Source organism: Flindersiella endophytica (assembly GCF_054779015.1).
On record NZ_BAAGYY010000036.1, the window covers coordinates 315,939 to 336,258 of the forward strand.

Below are 20,320 nucleotides of genomic sequence, written 5' to 3' on the forward strand. Positions count from 1 at the left end.
CGGGGTCTCAGGCGAGTTGCTCGGTGAGGATCGCGAGGTAGCCGGGCTGCGCCTCGGCGTGCCGGTCACGCCCGGCGTCCGTCAACCCGACGGTCACGCCGCGGCGGTCCTGCGGGCACATCTGCCGCTCGACCAGGCCGTCCTTCTCCAGGCGCGCGATCGCCCGCGACAGGGCGCTCTGCGTCAGATGGATCGAACGCTCCAGCTCCTGCGCGCGGACGCCGGTGCACTCGTACTCGGCGAGGCGGTCGAGGATTTCGTACTCGCTGACGCCGAGCCCATGCTCTCGGAGCACGTTGTCGAGCAGGCAGGAGATCTGTGCGTGCTTGCACAGCACCTCTCGCCACGCGTCCACAACGCGCGTCTGCTTGACGGATGCGTGACTCACGGCGGCCACCATAGCACATGTCCACGCATTGATTGCGGATGCATTAAATGCTTGCACATTGAATGCAGACGCATGTACCTTCTCCTCTCGTGTCTACAACCGCACCCGTGACCACCGGCCCCGCAGCGGCACCGGTGACCGTCAACCCGAACTCCGACTTGGATCCAGCCGCCTCGAGCGGCAAGCACGTTCGTTGGAGCCCCGCCTTGTGGGGCGCGTTGTTCGTACTCTGTGGCGCCTTGTTCCTCGACGGCCTCGACGTCTCGATGGTCGGCGTCGCGCTGCCGTCGATCCAGGCGGATCTCGGCCTTTCGACGTCCGCCCTGCAGTGGGTGGTGAGCGGCTACATCCTTGGTTACGGAGGGCTTCTGCTGCTGGGCGGCCGGGCCGCCGACCTGCTCGGCAGGCGCCAGGTCTTCCTGATCGCGATCGCCGTGTTCGCGGTGGCGTCGCTGCTCGGCGGCCTGGTCGACGACGGCGGGCTGTTGATCGCGACCAGGTTCGTCAAGGGGCTGAGCGCCGCGTTCACCGCGCCCGCGGGCCTGTCGATCATCACGACGACGTTCCCCGAAGGACCGCAGCGCAACAAGGCCTTGTCGATCTACACGTTGTTCGGCGCCAGCGGCTTCTCGATGGGCCTGGTGCTCGGCGGATTGATGACCCAGATCGGCTGGCGCTGGACGTTCCTGCTGCCCGCTCCGATCGCGTTGATCGTGTTCCTGGCCGGCCTGAAGCTGATCCCCAGGCATGGCAGGCCGGAACAGCGTGGCGGGTACGACGTCGGCGGCGCGGTCACCGCGTCCGCGGCCATGTTGCTGCTCGTCTACACCGTCGTGCAGGCGCCCTACACCGGCTGGCTGACGTTCCAGACCCTCGGGCAACTCGCCGTTGTCGTCGCCCTGCTGGCGGCGTTCGGCTGGATCGAGCACCGCAGCGCGCACCCGCTGGTACGGCTCGGCATCTTCCGGCGCGGTCCGCTGCTGCGCGCCAACCTGATCGCGGTCGTCGGCCTCGGGTCGTACGTGTCGTTCCAGTTCATCACCGCGCTGTACCTGCAGAACCTGCTGCACTGGTCACCGCTGAAGATGGCGCTGGCGTTGCTGCCGGGCGGCGTGATCGTGCTGGCCGGCAGCCAGTTCGTCGACAAGATCATCGACCGCTTCGGCTCGGCACCGGTGATCGCGGCCGGCATGACGGCGTTCCTGCTCGGCTACCTGTGGTTCCTGCAGCTCGGGCCGGAGCCGGAGTACGCGACGCTGCTGCTGCCGACCATGCTGCTGATCGGCACCGGCTTCGGGCTGTCGTTCCCGGCTCTGAACGTCCAGGCGACCAACGGCGTCGTCGACGACGAGCAGGGCATGGCGGCCGGCATCCTGCAGACGGCGTTCCAGGTCGGTGGCGCGGTCATCCTCGCCGTCGTCACGGCGGTCGTCGTGGGTGCGAACGCTCCAGCCGACAACCCCACGGCGACGCTGGCCAGCTACCGGCCCGCGCTCGGCGTGGTGGTGGGAGTCGCGGCCGTCGCGGCGGCGATCGGACTCAGCGGCCTGATCCGCCGGCGGCAGCGCGCGGAGAAGGAGCTGGCAGAGCTCGCATAGGAAGGCCGGCAGGCCCGCGCGATGAGGCGGTACGTCCCGGACGGCAACGAAAATGTCCGGGCGGACCGCCTCATCGCGTGTCCTGGCGGGAGGGCTCTCAGGTCGCGGCCAGATCCAGTTCGGCGAGGGCGATCAGCCGTTCGATCGCCGCGTCGCAGGCGGCTCGGTCGCCGGTGGCGAGCAGGTCGAGCAGGAGTCCGCGAGTGGCGGCCAGCCCGAGCCGGGCCTGCGCCCGGGCGTGCCCGGCCGGAATGCCGTAGCGCTCCAGCAGCTGCGCCGTGGGCGCCAACCACGACTCGACGATGCCGTCCAGCAGGAGAGTGACGGTCGGATCTCCCTGCAGCGCACGGCCGTAGAGCTCGAAGAAGAGCCGCTCGTACGGCGCGAGCTCCGGGTCGGCGAGCCGCTGCCACATGGTGCGGGTCAGCGAGGCGGGCGAGATGGTGCCGGACGCGGCGAGCTCACTCTCGATCTCGGCGAGCGCCACCCGCTGCCGATCCTCCATCGCCTGGACGACGGCGACGAGCAGGCCGTCCCTGGAGCCGAAGTGGTAGATCAGCATCCGGTGGCTGGTCCCGATCTCGGCGGCGACCTTGCGCAGGCTGAGGTCGGCAACGCCGTTGGTCGCCAGATGGTCGATGGTGGCGGCCAGCAGTCGTTCCCTCGGGCTCATGGTTGTACCGTATGGTACATGTACCAGTTGGTACAACATTGGTTCAGCCAGGGAGACGCATCAGATGGCCCGCTATCGAATCGAGACGACCGCGCACACCTCGGCGACACCCGAGCAGATCTGGGCGCTGCTCGCCGACGGGCCGAACTGGCCCACCTGGACGCCGATCGACTCCTACGAGCTGGAGAAGGCCGGTCCCGTCGACCGCGACGGCCTTGGCTCGATCCGGATCTTCAGCACCAAGCGCCCGACCGGCACTGTGCACCTGCGCGAGGAGGTCGTGGAGTTCGAGCCGGAGAAGAGCCTCCGCTACATCGTGCACTCCGGCCTCCCGGTCCGCGGCTACGAAGGCAACGTCGAGCTCACGCCGGATGCGAACGGCACCACGATCCACTGGTACTCCACGTTCGAGGCCAACCCCCTGCTCGGCTGGCTGGTCAAACGCAGCCTGCAGGGCGTCATCGAGGCGACCGCGCGGGGCCTGGCCCAAAACGCTTGACCGTACGCAGGATCGGTGCGGCCTCGACCGCGTTGACACCGGGGAGGCCGGCGACTCGCACGGCGAGGTAGCGGTAGAGCTCCTCCGGACTGCGGCAGACCACCGCGGCCAGCACGTTGGTGGCACCGGTCGTCGCCGCGGCGAAGTAGATCTCGGGGTGGGAGGAGAGGGCCCGGCCGGTCGCTTCCAGTGCCGACGGTTGGACGGAGATCCAGAGGCGGGCCTCGGTGCGGTAGCCGAGCGCTCGCGGGTCCAGGTCGAGGTGGAAACGCAGCATCCCGGCCGCTCGCAACAGCGCCATCCGCCGCTTCACTGTCGACTCCGACCACCCGGCCTCGGCCGCCAGGTCGCGGTAACTGGCCCGGCCGTCCCGGGCCAGCGCCCCCAACACGGCGTGGTCGGCCTCGCCGAGGACGATCGCGCTCGGGTCGGCCGTTCCCAGCCGTGGCCGTACGTGTCCCGCCTGCTCCGGCGTGAGGTGGGCCAACCCGGCCCAGCCGCCCGGATCGGTGAAGCCGTTCAGCAGCAGGTGCGCCGACAGGTCGAGGATGCGAGCGGTCCGCGGCAGCTTCTCCAGCAGCGGCGGGGCCTGCGTCATGCAGGAGAGCTCGGTGCCGCCGGACAGCAGGTGGATCCAGTACGTGTCGGGCCGCCTGGCCAGCGCCTCCGCGATCGCCTCGGCGGCATCGGGGGTGCAGCGCAGCCGCAGCGTCCAGGTGCTGGCGCCGGCCGGTGCGCCCACGGCGCTGCCCAGCACGCGTACGACACCGTCAGCGCGCAGCCGCTGGTAGCGCCGGGCGATCGTGCTCTCCGACACGGAGAGCGCCTCGGCGATCCGGCTGAACGCCGCCCGCCCGTCGATCTGCAGCGCGTGCAGGAGACCGCGGTCAGTGTCGTCCAGCGTGAGGGATTCCATCACCAACACAGTTGCACACGCAGGAAAGCGAAGCCAACCCCCCTGCGGATGGCTTGATGACCGTTCGGAAAGGAATCGTAGCGACCATGACAGCAATCGACTTCGAAGCCATCTACCAGGGCCGACCGCTAGCCGCCGGCCTGGGACCCAACGACGTTCCGTGGGACATCGAGGCGCCCCAGCCCGCGATCGTCGAGTTCGAACGGGACGGCCGGATCCGCGGCCACGTGCTGGACGTCGGCTGTGGCCGGGGCGACAACGCCACGTTCCTCGCCGGCCAGGGCCATCCGGTGACCGCCGTCGACGCCTCGCCGACGGCGATCGAGCAGGCCCGCCGACGAGCCGGGGAAGCCAAGGTCACCTTCGCCGTGGCGGACGCGCTCACCCTCGACGGGTACGAAGGCCGCTTCGACACGATCGTCGACAGTGCGCTCTACCACTGCCTGCCCGACGCCGACCGTCCTCGTTACGCCAACGCCCTCCACCGAGCGGCAAGGCCGGGCGCCACCCTCCTGTTGCTCTGCACCTCCGACCAGGCACCGGAAGGCATGCCCCCGTCCCGGGTCACCAGAGAAGACCTGCGGACCACGCTCCCCGCCGCCGGCTGGCAGATCGAACGCCTGGAGCCGGCCACCATCACCGCGGTGCTGCCCCCACCGGTCATCCAGTTCCTGAAGCTGAACCTGGAGACCGGCGAGGGCGACCGGGCCGACGTACCGGCCTGGCTGGTGGAGGCCCGCCGAGCCTGAAGGCCTTGTGTCAGCCCGCGGCCACCGGCTCTCGTTCACGGCGCCGCTGGGGCAGGGTGTAGGCCCAGTGCCACACCCACTCCAGCGGCCCGCGGGAGAAGCGGCGCAGCCACAGGCTCGACGCGGCCATGAACAATGTGCTGATGAACACCATCGCGCCGACCGCCCACCAGGGCCGCAGGCTCTCGAACCGGACGGCCAGCCCGAATCCCCAGCCGTAGCAGAGAATGCTCGCCACCAGGTTCTGGAAGACGTAGCAACTCAACGCGGTCCGGCCGATGTTGTTGAGCCCAGTACGCAACAGCCCGGGCTGTTCCCGCAGCCGCAGCACGATCGCGGGCACCAGACCCAGCAGGCCGAGCGCCACGACGGGCGCGAGCACGTACCGCTCCAGGAAGAACCACTCCGGTCCGCCCAGCGAGGTCAGCACCGTCAGCGGCGCGGCGACACCGAGCCCGATCGCCATCAGCCGGTTGCGCAGCTGCGTACCCCTGGCCGTGGTCTCGAACAGCCCACCCCGCAGCAGTTTGGCGCCGAGCAGGAACAGCACGATGCCCGACGGCACGATGAAGACCGCCTCGATCCGGAACGCCATCCAGTTGACGAGCCGGTTGGTGACCTGGTCCAGCCAGGTGCCGTCGGAGAACAGCGTGGTCGGGTCGCTGGCGAAGGCCTGCTGGGCGCTCCGCGGCGCCAGCACCAGGCCCACGGTCAGCAGGCAGATCAGGGCGACATGGATGCTGCCGACTGTGATCATCCAGGTCCGGATCGCCCGGTCGCTGCGTCCGATCAGATACGCGACGAGCATCGAGGTGACGGCGTAACCCATCAGAACGTCGAACTCGAAGATCAGCACGTAGTGCAGCAGGCCCTCGGCGAACAGCAGGCCTGCCCGCCAGAGGTACCAGCCCGGCCACTTCTGCCCACGACGCTGGGCCGAGCGGTACTGCAGCTCCAGGCCGATGCCGAACATCAGCGTCAGCAGGCCGAGGAACTTGCCGTTGGCGGCCGAGCGCAGCAGCGACTCGGCCGCGCCGGTGAACGTCGACGGATCGGGCAGGTTGCTCATGAACCCCACCGGGCCCTGCGGATCGGTGAAGATCCAGATGTTCGTGCCCAGCGTTCCGATGATCGCGACACCACGCAGAATGTCGAGGGCGACGATGCGGGTGCTTCTCACTTCGCGTGCTCCTTCTCGGGTTCTTGGGGAACGAAGACGGTGACGCGTACGGGCCAGCCGACCAGCCAGATGATCAGGACGGTCGAGAGCCGGGCGATCCAGCCCCACAGGGCTTCGGCCCGGTCGGGCGTGCCGATCCCGTACATCAGCAGGAGCATCAGGCCGCAGGCGATCGCCCATGCCAGGAGGCACTTCAGCCACTCGCGCCACTCGTAGCGGACACGGTCGGCGCCGTACTTCGGCGGCTTCCACGGTGGCGGGCCACCGGCGAACCGGTGCGCGAACCGCTGATCGGCCCAGCGCACCATGCTGTGGCCGAACGCGACGCTGAAGCCGAGGTACGCGGCGGCCAGGCCGTGGATCTGGGTCGCCTCGCCGCCTCCGCGCAGGTCGATGGCGGTGGCGACCAGCAGCACCACGTCGACCAGCGGAACGCAGACCAGCAGGACCGCGCTGGTCCGGCGCAGCCGCAGGAGGTAGCGCGCGACCAGGCCGGCACCGAGGACCACCCAGAAACCGACCTCGCAGGCCGCGATGACGGCTACCAGCGGGTTTTCGCCTACCAGGTTGAGGAAACCGCTCATGGCCCTCATGCTTTCCCAGCCGCGGCCCGGTGCCATCCGCCAACCGGGCCGGACGGGCGTCATCACTTCGTAGGACCGGCCCGGCACACCGGTCGCACCTTCCGACGACGGCGCGTACCCGCCCGCGTGGTGAGATGGTGTCGTGCCGGTACTGCAACAAGTGAGAGCCAACCTGACCTGGCGCGACGGCGGTCACCCGCTGGTCGTGATCGTGATCGGGTTCGCGATCTACCTGGCCGGCGGGTACACCCTCTGGTCCACCGGCACGCCGCTCTGGGCGCACCTGATCGGCTTCACGGTCGCCGGCTGCGCGCTGGTCGCGCTGCGCCGAAAGCACCCGCTGATCGCGCTCGGCGTGGGCGTAGCCGTTGCCGGCGTCGACATCTTCCTCGGGCTGACGATCCCCGTCATCCTGATCCTCGGCGACTTCGTCTACAACGCCGTCCTGTACACCTCACGCCGTACGTCCTACATCCTCTCCGGTGTCGTGTGCGGCGGCGCGATCGTCCAGGGCGGCGTCCTGGCCGCGTTCGCGCCGAACTGGCGGCAGGGCCTGCTGACGTTCCTGTCGACGGCCGCGATCCTGTCGATTCCGGTGGGGTGGGCGACGAGCGTGCGGTGGTATCGCGAAGCGGTGAAGGCCGAACGCGCCCGCACCGAGCAGCTGGCGCAGCTCGCCGAACGCGACCGGGCGGCGGCGGTGAGCGGAGAACGTTCGCGGCTGGCGGCCGACCTGCACGACGTCATCGCCGGGCACCTGTCGGCGATCGCGATCCAGTCGGAGGCGGCACTGTCGATGGCGGGCAAGGATCCCGCGACCGTATCCACGGTCCTGCGGTCGGTCCGCGAGAACAGCCTCAGCGCCCTGCGCGAGATGCGAGAGATGATCGACCTGCTGCAGGCCGACGGCACCCGGACGGCCCCGGCCCGCCTGCACGACCTCGACCGGCTGCTGGAGTCGGCCGGGGCCAGCGGGCTCGAGGTGTCGGCCGAGGTCGCGTTGAGCGGCAGGTTGCCGGTCACGGTCGACCTCGCCGCGTACCGCATCGTCCAGGAGGCGTTGACGAACGCGGCCAAGCACGCGCCCGGGGCGGACATCAGCGTGTCGTTGTCGCAGGATCGCGAGGGCCTCGTGGTCGACGTACGCAACACGCTCACCCGGCCCGCGGGCGGTGGCGACGTGGAGGAGGGGACGGGCTTGCGGAGCATGCGTACCAGGGCGGAAGCCGTCGACGGGTCACTCTCCGCCCGGCCGACGCCGGAGGGCTGGCAGGTGCGGGCGGTACTCCCAGTGGAGGAACGGGAAGGCGAGACGCTGTGACGGTACGAGTGCTGGTCGCCGACGACCATTCGGCGATCCGGGCGGGTCTGGTGATGATCCTGGGCGGCACCGACGGCATCGAAGTGGTCGGCGAGGCCGGCGACGGCGCGACGGCGGTGCGGATGGCGCGCGCGTTGCGACCGGACGTCGTGCTGATGGACGTACGCATGCCCGGCACCGACGGCATCGAGGCCACCCGGGAGCTGGTGGGTGATCAGGTGTGCGAGGTGCTGGTGCTGACGACGTTCGACATCGACGAGTACGTCTACGGCGCGTTGCGTGCGGGTGCTGCCGGCTTCCTGCTGAAGTCCGTCGAGGCGCCGAAGCTGATCGAGTCGGTGCAGCAGGTGGCCGCGGGGGAAGGCGTGCTCGAGCCGGCCATCACGCGACGGCTGCTGACCGCCTTCGCGTCAGCCGGACCGTCGCCGCGGCCGCAGCGGCCGGCCGGGATGGACCAGCTCACCGAACGCGAGACCGACGTGCTGGCCTGCCTGGGCGAAGGCCTGTCCAACCAGCAGATCGGCCGTCGCCTGCACATCGGTGAGACCACCGTCAAGACGCACGTGTCACGGGTGCTGACCAAGCTGTCGTTGAGCTCCCGCGTGCAGGCGGCGATCCTGGCGCAGGAGCTCGACCTCGGCGGCGATCTCAGCCACTAGACCGAGTGAACAACGCGACCGCCGACGACGGCAGCCGGTAGGTGTAGGTCGACTCACCCCACTGGACCGGGAACGAGACGACCGAGCGGCTCGCGTTGTAGAACGCGGTCACCTCGGTGCCGTCGGGCAACCTCGCCGCCTTGGTCTGTACCCGGCCTCCGGTCGCTGCCGGCGCAGGCTTGGCGGCGGTGGCGTCTGCCGGGCCGAAGACTTTCAGCTCGTGGATCGACCACCAGCTGCCCGAGCTGCCCTGGTTGACGATCCGTACGTAACGAGCCGAGACCGTCGGGAACAGGGCACGGGTCAACGTCCGCCCGCCGCCGGTCGCGATCGGCTGGCCCCAGGTCACGCCGTCGGACGACACGGAGATCTCGTAGCCGCGCGCGAAGTCGCCCGCGGACGCCCCGGCGTCGAGCTCGACCGAGCTGATCGGCTGCTCTTTGCCGAGGTCGATCTGGTACCAGTCGCCGGGCTGCATGCCGCGGCCCGTACTCCAGCGCGTGGCCGGGTCGCCGTCGACGGCGTTGCCCGGTGGGTCGGAGTCCGCGCTCGCGATCGCCGACACCGTCCAGCCGGTACGAGGCAGCGTGACAGCCGGCGTCGGGGGCGTGAGCGAAGCGCCCGTCGGCAGGGAGTAGCCCAGCCACTCCGAGCCGATCCGCACCCGGTCCTGCAGGGCGGCCAGTCCCGCGTCGAACGTGACGACCGGGTCCTCACCCGGCGCGCTGAACTTGATGTCCACACTGCCGATCGCCGCGTCGGAGACCGCTCCGCGCTGCGTGCCCGACCAGGTGAACGTCGCCGCCGCACCGGGGTTCAGCGCGTAGCCGAACCACCGGTCACCGAACCGCACGTTGAACGCCTGCCGCGACGTACCCGAGTTGTACGCCACCACGGCCTTCGACCCGTCCGGGTTGCGATAGGCCACGTCCTGCACGCTCCCGGCGCCCAGCGTCGACGACGCGATCCGCCGGGCGCCGACCTGGACGAACTTGCCGGCATGGCCGAGCGCGTAGTAGTCCACGGTCTTCGCATACGTCCACGAGCCGTCCGCCTGCTGCGTCACCTTCAGCACGCCGCGGCAGGTCAGGCAGCCGCCGTTGGTCGGGCCGTTCTGCCCGTCGAGCGCCATGTTCCACCGCACGACACCCTTGGCCCACTCGCGCGGTGCGTTGACGACGAGGTTCATCGCACCGGTGAAGCCGGCCTGGTCGTCGCCCTCCCACTCGCCGCCCGAGCACTCGGTGTGGAACGCCGGCTTGCCGGGATAGTCGTTGTGCGACACCGACTGTGCCCGCACGTCGCCGCCGTAGCAGTGCCACGCCGTGCCGGCGACGTACCGCGACACGCCGGGGTCGGCGTACAGCGACTCCGGATAGCCCACGACGTCCCAGTTGTGGTCGTAGCCGAGGATCTCGGTGCCGAGCCCCTCCCGGCGCAGCGTCGGGCCGAGGTTGTCGCGGATCAGCCGGGCGGCCTGCTCGGCGCTCAACGACATGCCGGGATAGCCCGACGGTACGTACAGCGGCTCGTTGTTCGGTGTGATGTACCGGATCGGCACGCCGTGCCTGGCGTAGGCCCGCACGAACTTCGCGAAGTACGTCGCCAGCGGCTGGTAGGCGTCCTCGCGCAGCGAGCCGCCGATCATCGAGCCGGACGTCTTCATCCAGCCGGGCGGGCTCCACGGCGACGCCATGATCGTGAGGCGGGGATTCTCCCGCAGCGCCTGCCGCAGCACGGGTATGACGTACGCCTCGTCGTGTCCGACGGAGAAGTCGGCGAGCGTCGGGTCGGTCTGCCCGGCCGGCTGGTCGTCGTAGGAGTAGTTGCCGTCGACCGCGAAGTCGCTCGCGCCCATCGGCTGCCGGACGAAGCTCAGCCCGATGCCGTCGCGCCGGCTGAACAGGTCGCGCAGCGCGGCAGCGCGCTTGGCGGGGGACAGCCGGGTGCCGACCAGCCAGGCGGACGAGTCGGTGAACGACGCGCCGAAGCCGATCATCGACTGGTACTGCCGCCGCTCGTCCAGCGTGATCGCGGGGTCGCCGGAGGGCGGGCCCGAACGCCAGGTGAGGTCCGGCTGTCGCGCCAGCCGCGCACCGGCCGGCAGGTCCGTCAGCCAGACGCCGACCTTCGAGGCGGCTGAGCCGGTTGGGCCGGTTGATGAGGACGAGCCGTCGTCGGCCGTCGCGAGCTGGGCGGCGGCCGTACCGGCGAGAACGGTGGTGAGGGTCGCGACGAGAGCCGCCGCGCGGTTGACCTTCCGGCTCATGTTGGCGCTCCTTGCCATCCGCCGGAGTGCTGGGAACGGCCGTTGGGCGAGCCCAGCGGCGGAGGCGCCTGCGTGGGCGCTTGTTGTGGAGCCTGTTGCTGTGCTGGTTGTGCCTGTTGTGCTTGTCCTTGTTGTTGTACTTGCTGGGGCGCCGGTTGGGAAGGTGGACCCATCGGCGGTGGCCCGGGCGCCTGACCGGGCTGAGGTGGTGTGAGTACGCCGGCGAGCCGCGGGTCGGCGACCGAGCCCACCACGATCGGCGTCACCGACCGCTTGCGCTTCGACGTGGAGTTCGTGATGTCGGCGACAATGCAGGTGACGTTGTCCGGCGCGCCGGCGCGCAACGCCAGGTCGACGAGCGCGGCGGCCGCGCGGTCGGGATCGGAGTGCTGCTCGAGCGTCTCGCCGATCTGGGTCTCCGGTACGGGCGCGTCCATCAGCCCGTCGCTGCAGAGCAGGACGCGGTCGCCGGGCTCGACCAGCTCGGTGTACAGGTCGGGCCGGGCCCGCGGTCCTTCCATGCCCTGCAGGGCGCGCGTCAGCATGCTGCCCTGTGGGTGCCGTTCGGCGTCCTCGCGGCTGGCCCGGCGCTCGTCGATCAGCATCTCTGCGACGGTGTGGTCGCGGGTGAGCCGGCGCAACGCGCCGTGGCGCAGGAGGTAGGCCCGCGAGTCGCCGACGTGGATCAGCGCGAGCGACTTGGCGCCGTACAGCAGCACGGCTGTGAGCGTCGTGCCCATGCCCTCGGACTGCGGGTTGGATCGCACCCAGGCGCCGAGCCGGGCGTTGGCGGTACGCACGCCCGAGACCAGTGACCCGAGCGGGTCGGCGTTGCGGCCGGCGTAGACGCCGTCGATCTCCTGGATGGCCGCGGTGGTGATCGCGCTGGCCAGCTCGCCGTGTGCGTGTCCGCCCATACCGTCGGCCACAGCCAGCAAACGGGGACTCGCGTAACCGGAGTCCTCGTTGAGCTCCCGGCCCCTGCCGAGGCCTTCGTGACTGCGGGCGGCATAGCGGAATACGACCGTCACGCACGCGAGCCTAGACGATCACCACCACGGCCTGTCAGGTCAGACGAAATCTGACCGGTGTTTGACGATCCACTCGGCGAACGTCGTGCCTGGTCGGCCGGTCAGCTCACGGTAGGCCGGCGACACCGGCATCGGGTGCGCGGTCAGCTGTGCCATCCCGTCGACGTACCAGGTCGCGAACTCGCCCATGCCGAGCTCGGCGAGGATCCGGACCATCTCGTCGTGGTCGCACGGCTCGATCGGGAGGTCGCGGCCGAGCAGCTCTCCGATCGTACGAACGACCTGGCTCACCGGCATCGGCTCCGGCCCGGTCAGCCAGTACTTCTTGCCGATGTGCCCGGCGCCGTCGTCGAGCAGGATCTCCGCCGCGGCCGCCGCGACGTCCTCCAGCGCGATCATGCCGCTGGCGTAGTCCGGGTACGCGCACTGGATCTTGCCGTTCGCCCGCAACATGCCCAGCCAGGTCAGGCTGTTGGTCATGAACTCGCCCGGGCGCAGGTGCGTCCACGGCAGTCCGGAGTCCTCGGTCGCCTTCTCGACCGCGTAGTAGTGCCAGCCGGCCGGGTCGCCGGCCTTCTCGTCGTCGGCGTTCGAGCTGGACAGGTCGACGACGTGCTTGACTCCGGCGGCCTTGGCCAGGTCCAGCACCTGCGGAGCAGTCCGGGGGAGCGGTGCCAGGTAGAGCTTGTCGACACCCTCCAAGGCGACCGGCATGGTCGAGAGCTTGCCGAGGTAGCCCTCGACCACCTCGACGCCCTCGGGCAGGGCCGCCTTGACGGGGTTGTTGGTGAGCGCGCGTACGTCGGTCGCGCCTCGGGCCAGCAGTTCGTCGACGACGTACCGGCCGACGTTTCCGGTCGCACCGGTTACCAGAATGGTCATTGCTTGTCCTCAGCGGCTCAGGCGCTGGTAGCGCCGTACGGAAAGGGGCAGGAACACCGCGATCAGCAGCAGGGGCCACCCGATCGCCATCAGAAGTGCGTTGTCGGCGACCCACGACTCAGTCCCAAGCCCTGGGTTGCCGAACAGCCGGCGGATCGCCTCGACGGTCGCCGACAGTGGGTTCCAGTCGGCGACGAAGCCGAGCCAGGCCGGCATCTGCGACGGCAGGACGAACGTGTTGGCCAGCATCGTGAGCGGGAACAGCAGCACGGTGAGGTTGTTGGCGGTCTCCGGACTCTTCACCAGCAGGCCGAGGTAGATGCCCACCCAGATCAACGCGAACCGCAGCAGCAACAGCAGTCCGATCGCGGCCGCCGTCTCCGCGACCGTCCCGTGGGCGCGCCAGCCGACCGCCAGCCCGCACAGCAGCAGGACGATCAGGTCGAGGCAGGAGTTCAGCATGTCGGCGATGCTGCGGCCGCCGACCACGCCGGAACGCGCCATCGGCAGCGAGCGGTACCGGTCGGTCACGCCCTTGGCCGTGGACGTGCAGACGGTGATCATCGTGGCCGAGAGGCCGAACACCATCGCCTGCCCGAACATGCCGGGCATCAGGAACTCGCGGTAGTCGCCGCCTCCGGTCACCGACATCGCGCTGCCGAAGACGTACCCGAACAGCAGTACCGACATGATCGGCCAGGCCAGCCCGAACGCGATCGTCGTCGGCTCGCGCATCCAGTAGATGAGGTTGGAACGCGCCACCGTCCAGGAGTCGGCGAGCGCCCAGCGGAGCCGGTCGAGGACGGTCCGCGGCATCTGCGGTGTCACGGTGAGCGTGGTCGGTGTGGTTGGTGTGTTCAGTGTCGTCATGCGGCGGCTCCTTCCGGCTCCTGGCTCTCGGCCGGCTCGGCGTGGTGCCCGGTCAGGCGCAGGAACACCTCGTCGAGCGTCGGACGGCGCAGGCCGATGTCCTCCACCGCGACGCCGGCAGCCGCCAGCTCGCCGGCGATCCGGGTCAGCGCGGCCACCCGCTCGCGTACGGGCGCGGTGAGCTGCCGCCGGTCGGTGTCGATGGTGGGCCGGGCGCCGCTGACCTCGGCGACCACGGCCGCGGCCTTCGGCAGGTCCGCCGCGGTGTGCACCACCACGTCGATCTGGTCGCCGCCGAGCCTGGCCTTGAGCTGCTGCGGCGTACCGTCCGCGATCGCCCGGCCGGAGTCGATCACGACGATCTGGTGGGCGAGCTGGTCGGCCTCGTCGAGGTACTGCGTGGTCAGCAGCACCGTCGTACCGCCCGCGACCAGGGCACGGACCGCCGCCCAGACCTCGTTGCGGTTGCGCGGGTCGAGCCCGGTCGTCGGCTCGTCCAGGAACAGGACCTTCGGCGCGAGGATGAAGCTCGCCGCCAGGTCGAGCCGGCGACGCATGCCGCCGGAGTAGTGCTTGGCCTGCTTGCCGGCGGCGTCGGTGAGGCCGAACTGCTCCAGCAGCTCGTCGGCCCGGCACCGGGCCGCCTGGGCCGGCAGGTGGTGCAACCGGCCCCACATCGTGAGGTTCTCCATGCCGGTGAGCAGTTCGTCGACGGTCGCTTGCTGACCGGCCAGCCCGATCCGGTAACGCACCTCGGCCGGCTCTCGGAACACGTCGTAGCCGGCGACCTCGGCCCGCCCGGCATCTGGTCGCAGCAGCGTGGTCAGGATCCGGATCGCCGTCGTCTTGCCGGCCCCGTTCGGCCCGAGCAGGCCGCAGACCGTGCCCGGGGCGACCGTCAGGTCGAATCCATCCAGTGCGTGGGTGTTGCCGTAGTACTTGCGTAGTCCCTCCGCGAAGACCGCGGGACTTTCGGGCACACTTCCTCCCTTGAACTCGGTACGGCGTACGGAGAAGGCTACCAGGGAATGCCGTACGCGCTACGGAGTTTTACGATGGGTGCCCATGACGACGGAGTACAGCGGCACCGGCGATCCCGAACGCACCCTCGCGCTGCTCTGGCGCAAGTTGCCGCTGCCGAGCCGGGGTCCGAAGCCGAAGCTCACAGTCGACCAGATCGTGCGTGCCGCGATCTCGGTCGCCGACGCCGAAGGGCTCACCGCGCTGTCGATGCGCCGGGTCGCCGCCGAGCTCGGCGTCGGCGTGATGTCGCTGTACACGTACGTGCCCAGCAAGGCCGAACTGCTCGAAGTCATGCTCGACGAGGTCATCGGCGAGCCCGACCGGCCCGGACCCGAGGGCGGCGACTGGCGCTCGCGCCTGGAGGCGGCCGCGCGGGCGGAGTGGCGGATGTACCAGCGGCACCCGTGGGTGCTGCAGGTCTCGACCGTGCGGCCGCCGCTCGGGCCGGGCGTGATGCGTGCCTACGAGGACCTGCTGGCCACCATCGACGGCGTCGGGCTGGACGAGCTCCAGATGTTCCGGATCGCCAACCTCGTCTCCGACTACGTGAAGGGCGCCGCGCGTAGCGCCGTCGAGTGGACGCTGGCGGAGCAGAGCACTGGCCTCAGCCACGACGAGTGGTGGCTGGCGAGAGTGCCGTTCATCGAGAGCTACGCCGAGGGCGACTACCCCGTCTCCAGCCGGCTGGCGGAGGCCGAGCTGTACATCCCTGACCCGGCGGGCGACTTCGACTTCGGGCTACAGCGGCTGCTCGCCGGCATCGAGCAGTTGATCGAGTCGCAGACAGACGTCTAGGGGGTGTCCTGTAAGTGTCGGTGGATAGCGAGGACGGTCATGGCGCCGAGCTGGCAAGGCGGGCGGAGTCGTTCGTATCGGTTATACGGGCGATCTTCGTCCAACGCAGCCAGCGTGGGGCCAGGGCCGCCGCAGCCCGGCGACACTTGCAGGACACCCCCTAGTCCTTCGGGCTGGGCTTCGGGCGAGCACGGACGTGCATGCGCTCGCCCTGCGGGCCGAACAGCGCGAGCACCTCGACCGGCCTGGTGTCGGCGCTGATGAACGCGTGCGGGGTCCTGGTGTCGAACTCCGCGACCTCACCGGGCTTGAGCACCAGGTCGTGCGCACCGAGCAGCAGCCGCAGGCGGCCGGAGAGGACGTAGAGCCAGTCGTAACCCTCGTGCGCCCGCTGCTCGGGCAGGTCGTCGTCCGGGTGGCGGCCGGGGTAGATCGCCTTGTACGCCTGTGGGGCGCCGAGACCGCGAGTGAGCGGAAGGTAGGTGATGCCGTTGCGGGTGAACGACCGCAGGTGGACGCGCGGATCGCCGGTGGGTGGCGCGCCGACCAGTTCGTCGAGCTGCACACCGAACGCCTTGGCGAGCGGCAGCAGCAGCTCCAGCGTCGGCTTGCGCTGCCCGGACTCCAGCCGCGACAGCGTGCTGGCGGAGATGCCGGTGGCCTCGCTCAGCTGAGTCAGCGTGAGGTCGCGCTCGCGCCGGACCGCGCGCAGCCGCGGACCGACCGCGTCGAGCACCGTCGCCATGTCGTCGTCGTTTGCCATCTTGGCAACAAAGTTTGCCAGATCGCCGGGTCACGCGGACGCTGTGGCACATGGACGAGAGACACGAAGCAGTGGTGATCGGTGGTGGCGCCGCCGGGCTGAGTGGCGCCCTGGCACTGGCACGGGCCCGGCGTTCCGTGCTGGTGATCGACGCGGGCGAGCCGCGTAACGCGCCGGCGTCCCACATCCACGTCTACCTCGGACGCGAAGGCCTCGCGCCGAAGCGGCTGCTGGCGACCGGGCGGGAAGAGGTCGAGGGCTACGGCGGCCAGATCGTGGCGGGCACCGTCACCGGCGTACGCAAGGACGCGAACGGATTCGTGGTCGAGCTGGCGGACGGCTCCTCGGTCGGCGCCGACCGGCTGCTGGTGGCGACCGGCCTGGCCGACGAACTGCCCGACGTGCCCGGGCTGGCCGGGTTGTGGGGCAAGGACGTGCTGCACTGCCCGTACTGCCACGGCTGGGAGGTGCGCGACCAGGCGATCGGCATCCTGGCGACCGGCCCGCTGGCCGTACACCAGGCGTTGTTGTGGCGGCAGTGGAGCGACGACATCACGCTGTTCCTGCACACCGGGCCGGCGCCGAGTGAGGAGGAGTGGGAGCAGCTCGCCGCGCGCGGGATCTCCGTCGTGGAAGGCGACGTGGCCGGCCTGGTGGTCACCGGTGGGCGGCTCACCGGCGTCCGACTGGCGAGTGGAACCGTCGTCCGGCGGGAGGCACTGGCGGTGGGGGCGCGGATGGTCGCCCGGACCGACTTCCTGGAGGGGATCGGCCTCCAAGCCGAGGATTTCACGATGATGGGCCAGTTCGTGGTCGGCACCCACATCCCGGCCGTCGACCCGACCGGCCGGACGGCCGTACCCGGCGTCTGGGTGGCCGGCAACGCCACGAACCTGGCCGAACAGGTGATCGGCTCCGCCGCAGCGGGCGTGAAGGCGGGTGCCGCCATCAACGCCGACCTGATCGCCGAGGAGACCGCTGCCGCGGTGGCGGCTCGCCGCACGCCGGCCCCGGCGTAGCGCCGGCCGCTACCCGCGCGGGGCGGACAGCTGCCAGAGATTGCCCTCCGGATCACGAACGACGAACTGGCGGCTGCCGCCGTCCCAGCTGTCACCGACCGGCTCGACGACCGCCGCGCCGGCGGCGACGGCCCGGTCGTAGACCGCCGTCAGCTCGTCGCCGCTGGGAACGGCGAGCAGAACGTACGTCGGGCCGAGTGACTCGTAGATCCCGTGCTTGTAGTTGACCGAAACGCTGCCCGATCCCCAGCGCAGCGAGGCGTGCTGGACCGGGCCAGACTCCGGATACCGCCACTCCTCGGCCAGCCCCAGCACGTCGACGAGCCAGCGGACGGCGGCGGTCGCGTCCCGGTAGTGCAGTGCGAAGTCGACGTGGCGTACGGGCGCGGTTGTGGTGGACATGGCGTCTCCTTCGAGTGCGAGCCCGAGCTCGGCGTGAGCCCGGCGTCGTAGCGCGGTCACGAACTCCTCCCGCGGCCGCATCGGGACGATCGGCAGGTAGAGGCCGTCGAAGGGGTCAGGCGTCATGGCTGTCGTCCCCTTCCTGGTAGATCCGGCGAAAGGCCGCCCGCGAACGGACCAGCAGGGTCTCGGTCGCGTGCAGGCTCCGGCCGAGATGTGCGGCGACCTCCGCGACGGGCAGGCCGTCGAGATATCGCAGCGTGAGCGCCAGCCGTTGCGGCGGCGAGAGCTGGGCGAGGACCGCGTGCGCGCGTTGTGCCTCGAGGACCTCGTCCCACGGATCGTCGGGCTCGGGCGGACCGGCATCCAGCAGCGCGATCGTCCGTCGCTCCCGCTCGAGCCGACGCCAGTGGTCGACGAGCTTGTGCCGGGCGATGCCGACCAGCCAGGCGACCGCCGCACCGGGTCATCGGGTTCCGGCGGGTGCTCGGGGAAGCTCATACCTCATCATCGTTCGAGGCCGCCGGCTTCCGAACACTCGCAGGCACATGCCTTGCCAGCAATATGCCGGATGCGTTATATTCCTGGCGTGGCATCCACTTTCGAGGTTCTGGCCGAGCCGACCCGACGACGCATCCTCGACCTGCTGCTGGAACGGCCCAGGGCGGTCGGGGAGTTGGTCGAGCAGCTCGGCATCAGCCAGCCCGGCACGTCGAAGCATCTACGGGTGCTGCGCGACGCCGGGTTGGTGCGGGTACGCCAGGACGCGCAGCGGCGGTGGTACGAGATCGCGCCGGAGCCGTTGGCGGAGATCGACACCTGGCTCGAGCCGTACCGGCGGTTGTGGGAGCACAGCCTCGATCGGCTGGAGCGCCGCCTCGACGAGCTGGACCACACAGACGACTCCGACCCCGATTCCGCTACGAAGGAGCACCAATGAACGGCACCCTACGGACCGCGGACGGGCGTTGCGTGCTGCGTTTCGAACGCAAGCTCGCGCACCCGGTCGCGAAGGTCTGGCGGGCGATCACCGAGCCGGACGAGCTCACGCACTGGTTCCCGAGCCCGATCCGGGCCGACTTCCGGGAGGGCGGCGACATCCACTGGCTCGGCGCGGACGGCGAGCCGGAGATGACCGGCACGATCACCGAGTGGGAGCCGCCGCACCGCTGGGCGCACGTAGCGAACGAGGAGACGATGCGGTTCGAGATCCAGCCCGACGGTGACGGGTGCCTGCTGACGTTCACCCACATCTTCGACGACCGTGCGGGCTCGGCGAGCTTCGCCTCCGGCTGGGACCTCTGCCTCGACGGCCTGGAGCAGTCGCTCGACGGCACTGAGATCGACTGGACCATGGACGCCTGGAAGGACAGGCACGAGGCCTATGTCGAGGCGTTCGGCCTGCTCGAGGGCAGCGTCGATCCCGACGGCACCGTACGTTTCGAGCGGGTCTTCACCCTGCCCGTCGACGAGGCATGGAAGCTGCTCACCAGCGCGGAGGGCGCCGACCCCCGGGTCGGAGAGCAGCCGCCACGCGGGTTCCGCGCCGACGACTACGTCCAGCCCGGCCAGGTCACCGCGGTCGACCTGGAGCTGCCGGCCAAGACGTTGTGGGGTGAGACCGGCAAGCTGCTGGAGTACGCCTGGCAGGCCGACGGCAAGGACGCCGGCCTGGTGCGCTGGGAGTTCAAGGCCGGCCCCGGTGGCACCCGCCTCACGCTCACCCAGACCGTGCCGGCCGAGCACGCCACCCGTCGCGTCACGGCGCTGGCCGCATGGCACACGCACCTGGAGCTGCTGGCCAAGCACATCAAGGGCAGCACCGAGTGCTGGTCCGCCGAACGTACGCAGGAGCTGGAGAAGTTCTACGCCGGCCGGTAGCTCGACAGCGTGCAGCTGACGGTCGCTGAGTACGGAAATCCCAACTCCGCAAGGCGTTCGGTCAGATCGTCGGGGGAGAGATGGTGGGCCGACGGGCCCATCAGGACGAGGTTGCGCACGTCGGCCTCCGACAGCGTGAGCCCGAACTCCACCTCCTGCTTGCCCAGAGGCTCGAACCAGCGGCCCAGCGCCGCGTCCAGCCGGTCCTGCTTGGCCGCGTCGACGCTGAGCAGGTCCAGCTGGGAGACCAGCTCGGCCAGGTGCCGGCCGGTCGGGGTGACCACGAGCAGCACGCCGTCCGGCCGCAGCACACGTGCGAACTCCGGTCCGTTCCGGGGCGCGAACACGTTCAGGACAAGCGATACCGCCTGATCGGCGACCGGCAGCCGGGCCCAACTGTCGGCGACGGCGGCCATCGCCCGCGGATGCGCCTTGGCGGCCCGCCGCGCGGCGTACTTCGAGAGGTCGAGTGCCAGCCCGGTCGCACCACCGGCCCGATCGAGCACGGCGGCGAGGTAGTGACCGGTGCCAGCTCCCGCGTCGAGCACCAGCCCGTCGCGCGCGTGTGACGCCAGAGCCGACGTCAGCGGCGCGTAGTGCCCAGCACCGAGGAACTCCGACCGGCAGCGCACCATGTCGGCGGTGTCGGCCGTGCCGGTGGAGCCACCGCCCGGCAGCAGGTTGACGTACCCCTGCCGGGCCACGTCGAAGCTGTGCCCCGTGTCGCACCGCAGCGAGCCCTCGGCAAGGGCCAGCCCGCGGTCGCACACGGGGCACAGCAGGACATCGACGACCTCGCTCAGCACAGTTCGGAGCTT

Annotated in this window: 23 protein-coding genes; 9 read left to right on the forward strand and 14 right to left on the reverse strand. The window is 70.3% G+C overall.

What is annotated here, in order from left to right; genetic code table 11:
- Positions 1-7: 7 nt before the first annotated feature.
- Entirely contained in the window at positions 8-388 is a 381-nt protein-coding gene (locus ACYVF6_RS39960; RefSeq protein WP_460529946.1) for a MarR family winged helix-turn-helix transcriptional regulator, read from the reverse strand.
- Positions 389-477: 89 nt separating this feature from the next.
- Here ACYVF6_RS39960 and ACYVF6_RS39965 point away from each other — a divergent pair, with 89 nt between their 5' ends.
- On the forward strand, positions 478-1,986 hold the full coding sequence (locus ACYVF6_RS39965; protein ID WP_460529949.1) for an MFS transporter: 1,509 nt from the start codon (positions 478-480) through the stop codon (positions 1,984-1,986).
- 97 nt (positions 1,987-2,083) lie between these two features.
- Here the strand turns inward: ACYVF6_RS39965 and ACYVF6_RS39970 are convergent, their stop codons facing one another.
- Positions 2,084-2,659, reverse strand: a complete 576-nt coding sequence (locus ACYVF6_RS39970) for a TetR/AcrR family transcriptional regulator (RefSeq protein WP_460529952.1) — start codon at positions 2,657-2,659, stop codon at positions 2,084-2,086.
- Positions 2,660-2,723: 64 nt separating this feature from the next.
- On the opposite strand from ACYVF6_RS39970, the gene ACYVF6_RS39975 reads away from it, so the two are divergent.
- On the forward strand, positions 2,724-3,158 hold the full coding sequence (locus ACYVF6_RS39975) for an SRPBCC family protein (protein WP_460529955.1): 435 nt from the start codon (positions 2,724-2,726) through the stop codon (positions 3,156-3,158).
- On the opposite strand, the gene ACYVF6_RS39980 is transcribed toward ACYVF6_RS39975, so the two are convergent.
- The gene (locus tag ACYVF6_RS39980; protein ID WP_460529958.1) at positions 3,118-4,074 is read right to left on the reverse strand and encodes an Lrp/AsnC family transcriptional regulator; all 957 of its coding nucleotides are present in this window, start codon (positions 4,072-4,074) and stop codon (positions 3,118-3,120) included. The two genes, ACYVF6_RS39975 and ACYVF6_RS39980, sit on opposite strands and share 41 nt — an antisense overlap.
- Before the next feature lie 86 nt (positions 4,075-4,160).
- On the opposite strand from ACYVF6_RS39980, the gene ACYVF6_RS39985 reads away from it, so the two are divergent.
- A complete protein-coding gene (locus ACYVF6_RS39985; RefSeq protein WP_460529961.1) occupies positions 4,161-4,823 on the forward strand; it encodes a class I SAM-dependent methyltransferase in 663 nt (220 codons plus the stop codon).
- A 10-nt stretch (positions 4,824-4,833) separates the two neighbouring features.
- Here ACYVF6_RS39985 and ACYVF6_RS39990 read toward each other — a convergent pair whose 3' ends face one another.
- Together ACYVF6_RS39990 and ACYVF6_RS39995 are read right to left on the reverse strand one after the other, a co-directional pair.
- Positions 4,834-6,003 (reverse strand): DUF418 domain-containing protein, encoded by a 1,170-nt coding sequence (locus tag ACYVF6_RS39990; protein ID WP_460529964.1) that lies wholly within the window; start codon positions 6,001-6,003, stop codon positions 4,834-4,836.
- Entirely contained in the window at positions 6,000-6,587 is a 588-nt protein-coding gene (locus ACYVF6_RS39995) for a 2TM domain-containing protein (protein ID WP_460529967.1), read from the reverse strand. Before ACYVF6_RS39995 ends, ACYVF6_RS39990 begins: the two co-directional genes overlap by 4 nt.
- 160 nt (positions 6,588-6,747) lie before the next feature.
- Between ACYVF6_RS39995 and ACYVF6_RS40000 the strand changes: the two genes are divergently transcribed.
- Both ACYVF6_RS40000 and ACYVF6_RS40005 read left to right on the forward strand, forming a co-directional pair.
- Entirely contained in the window at positions 6,748-7,908 is a 1,161-nt protein-coding gene (locus ACYVF6_RS40000; protein WP_460529971.1) for a sensor histidine kinase, read from the forward strand.
- Positions 7,905-8,567, forward strand: a complete 663-nt coding sequence (locus ACYVF6_RS40005) for a transcriptional regulator (protein ID WP_460529974.1) — start codon at positions 7,905-7,907, stop codon at positions 8,565-8,567. The genes ACYVF6_RS40000 and ACYVF6_RS40005 overlap by 4 nt, the downstream gene beginning before the upstream one ends.
- Here ACYVF6_RS40005 and ACYVF6_RS40010 read toward each other — a convergent pair.
- Genes ACYVF6_RS40010 through ACYVF6_RS40030 form a run of 5 tightly spaced genes read right to left on the reverse strand, consistent with a single transcriptional unit; the run spans position 8,557 to position 14,599 of the window.
- Positions 8,557-10,836 (reverse strand): discoidin domain-containing protein, encoded by a 2,280-nt coding sequence (locus tag ACYVF6_RS40010; protein ID WP_460529976.1) that lies wholly within the window; start codon positions 10,834-10,836, stop codon positions 8,557-8,559. The two genes, ACYVF6_RS40005 and ACYVF6_RS40010, sit on opposite strands and share 11 nt — an antisense overlap.
- Entirely contained in the window at positions 10,833-11,867 is a 1,035-nt protein-coding gene (locus ACYVF6_RS40015) for a PP2C family protein-serine/threonine phosphatase (protein ID WP_460529978.1), read from the reverse strand. The genes ACYVF6_RS40010 and ACYVF6_RS40015 overlap by 4 nt, the downstream gene beginning before the upstream one ends.
- Positions 11,868-11,906: 39 nt before the next feature.
- Positions 11,907-12,749: a Rossmann-fold NAD(P)-binding domain-containing protein gene (locus tag ACYVF6_RS40020; protein ID WP_460529981.1), complete on the reverse strand. Its 843-nt coding sequence runs from the start codon at positions 12,747-12,749 to the stop codon at positions 11,907-11,909.
- A 9-nt stretch (positions 12,750-12,758) separates the two neighbouring features.
- Positions 12,759-13,619, reverse strand: coding sequence for an ABC transporter permease (locus ACYVF6_RS40025; RefSeq protein WP_460529984.1), 861 nt, complete (start codon positions 13,617-13,619; stop codon positions 12,759-12,761).
- Positions 13,616-14,599, reverse strand: coding sequence for a DrrA family ABC transporter ATP-binding protein (locus ACYVF6_RS40030; protein WP_460529987.1), 984 nt, complete (start codon positions 14,597-14,599; stop codon positions 13,616-13,618). The genes ACYVF6_RS40025 and ACYVF6_RS40030 overlap by 4 nt, the downstream gene beginning before the upstream one ends.
- 85 nt (positions 14,600-14,684) lie before the next feature.
- Here ACYVF6_RS40030 and ACYVF6_RS40035 point away from each other — a divergent pair, with 85 nt between their 5' ends.
- Positions 14,685-15,437 (forward strand): TetR/AcrR family transcriptional regulator, encoded by a 753-nt coding sequence (locus tag ACYVF6_RS40035; protein ID WP_460529990.1) that lies wholly within the window; start codon positions 14,685-14,687, stop codon positions 15,435-15,437.
- Between the two features lie 160 nt (positions 15,438-15,597).
- On the opposite strand, the gene ACYVF6_RS40040 is transcribed toward ACYVF6_RS40035, so the two are convergent.
- Positions 15,598-16,200 (reverse strand): helix-turn-helix domain-containing protein, encoded by a 603-nt coding sequence (locus tag ACYVF6_RS40040; protein WP_460529993.1) that lies wholly within the window; start codon positions 16,198-16,200, stop codon positions 15,598-15,600.
- A gap of 50 nt (positions 16,201-16,250) precedes the next feature.
- Between ACYVF6_RS40040 and ACYVF6_RS40045 the strand changes: the two genes are divergently transcribed.
- Complete coding sequence (locus tag ACYVF6_RS40045) at positions 16,251-17,219, forward strand: NAD(P)/FAD-dependent oxidoreductase (RefSeq protein ID WP_460529996.1); 969 nt, start codon at positions 16,251-16,253, stop codon at positions 17,217-17,219.
- A 9-nt stretch (positions 17,220-17,228) separates the two neighbouring features.
- On the opposite strand, the gene ACYVF6_RS40050 is transcribed toward ACYVF6_RS40045, so the two are convergent.
- On the reverse strand, positions 17,229-17,747 hold the full coding sequence (locus tag ACYVF6_RS40050) for a VOC family protein (protein WP_460529999.1): 519 nt from the start codon (positions 17,745-17,747) through the stop codon (positions 17,229-17,231).
- Positions 17,737-18,066, reverse strand: coding sequence for an RNA polymerase sigma factor (locus ACYVF6_RS40055; protein WP_460530512.1), 330 nt, complete (start codon positions 18,064-18,066; stop codon positions 17,737-17,739). Before ACYVF6_RS40055 ends, ACYVF6_RS40050 begins: the two co-directional genes overlap by 11 nt.
- A 126-nt stretch (positions 18,067-18,192) precedes the next feature.
- Here ACYVF6_RS40055 and ACYVF6_RS40060 point away from each other — a divergent pair, with 126 nt between their 5' ends.
- Positions 18,193-18,561, forward strand: coding sequence for an ArsR/SmtB family transcription factor (locus ACYVF6_RS40060; RefSeq protein WP_460530515.1), 369 nt, complete (start codon positions 18,193-18,195; stop codon positions 18,559-18,561).
- Positions 18,558-19,502 carry an SRPBCC family protein gene (locus ACYVF6_RS40065; RefSeq protein ID WP_460530002.1) on the forward strand — a complete coding sequence of 315 codons (945 nt, stop codon included), beginning with the start codon at positions 18,558-18,560 and terminating at the stop codon, positions 19,500-19,502. The genes ACYVF6_RS40060 and ACYVF6_RS40065 overlap by 4 nt, the downstream gene beginning before the upstream one ends.
- Here the strand turns inward: ACYVF6_RS40065 and ACYVF6_RS40070 are convergent.
- Positions 19,487-20,308: a class I SAM-dependent methyltransferase gene (locus ACYVF6_RS40070; RefSeq protein ID WP_460530005.1), complete on the reverse strand. Its 822-nt coding sequence runs from the start codon at positions 20,306-20,308 to the stop codon at positions 19,487-19,489. The two genes, ACYVF6_RS40065 and ACYVF6_RS40070, sit on opposite strands and share 16 nt — an antisense overlap.
- Between the last annotated feature and the right edge of the window lie 12 nt (positions 20,309-20,320).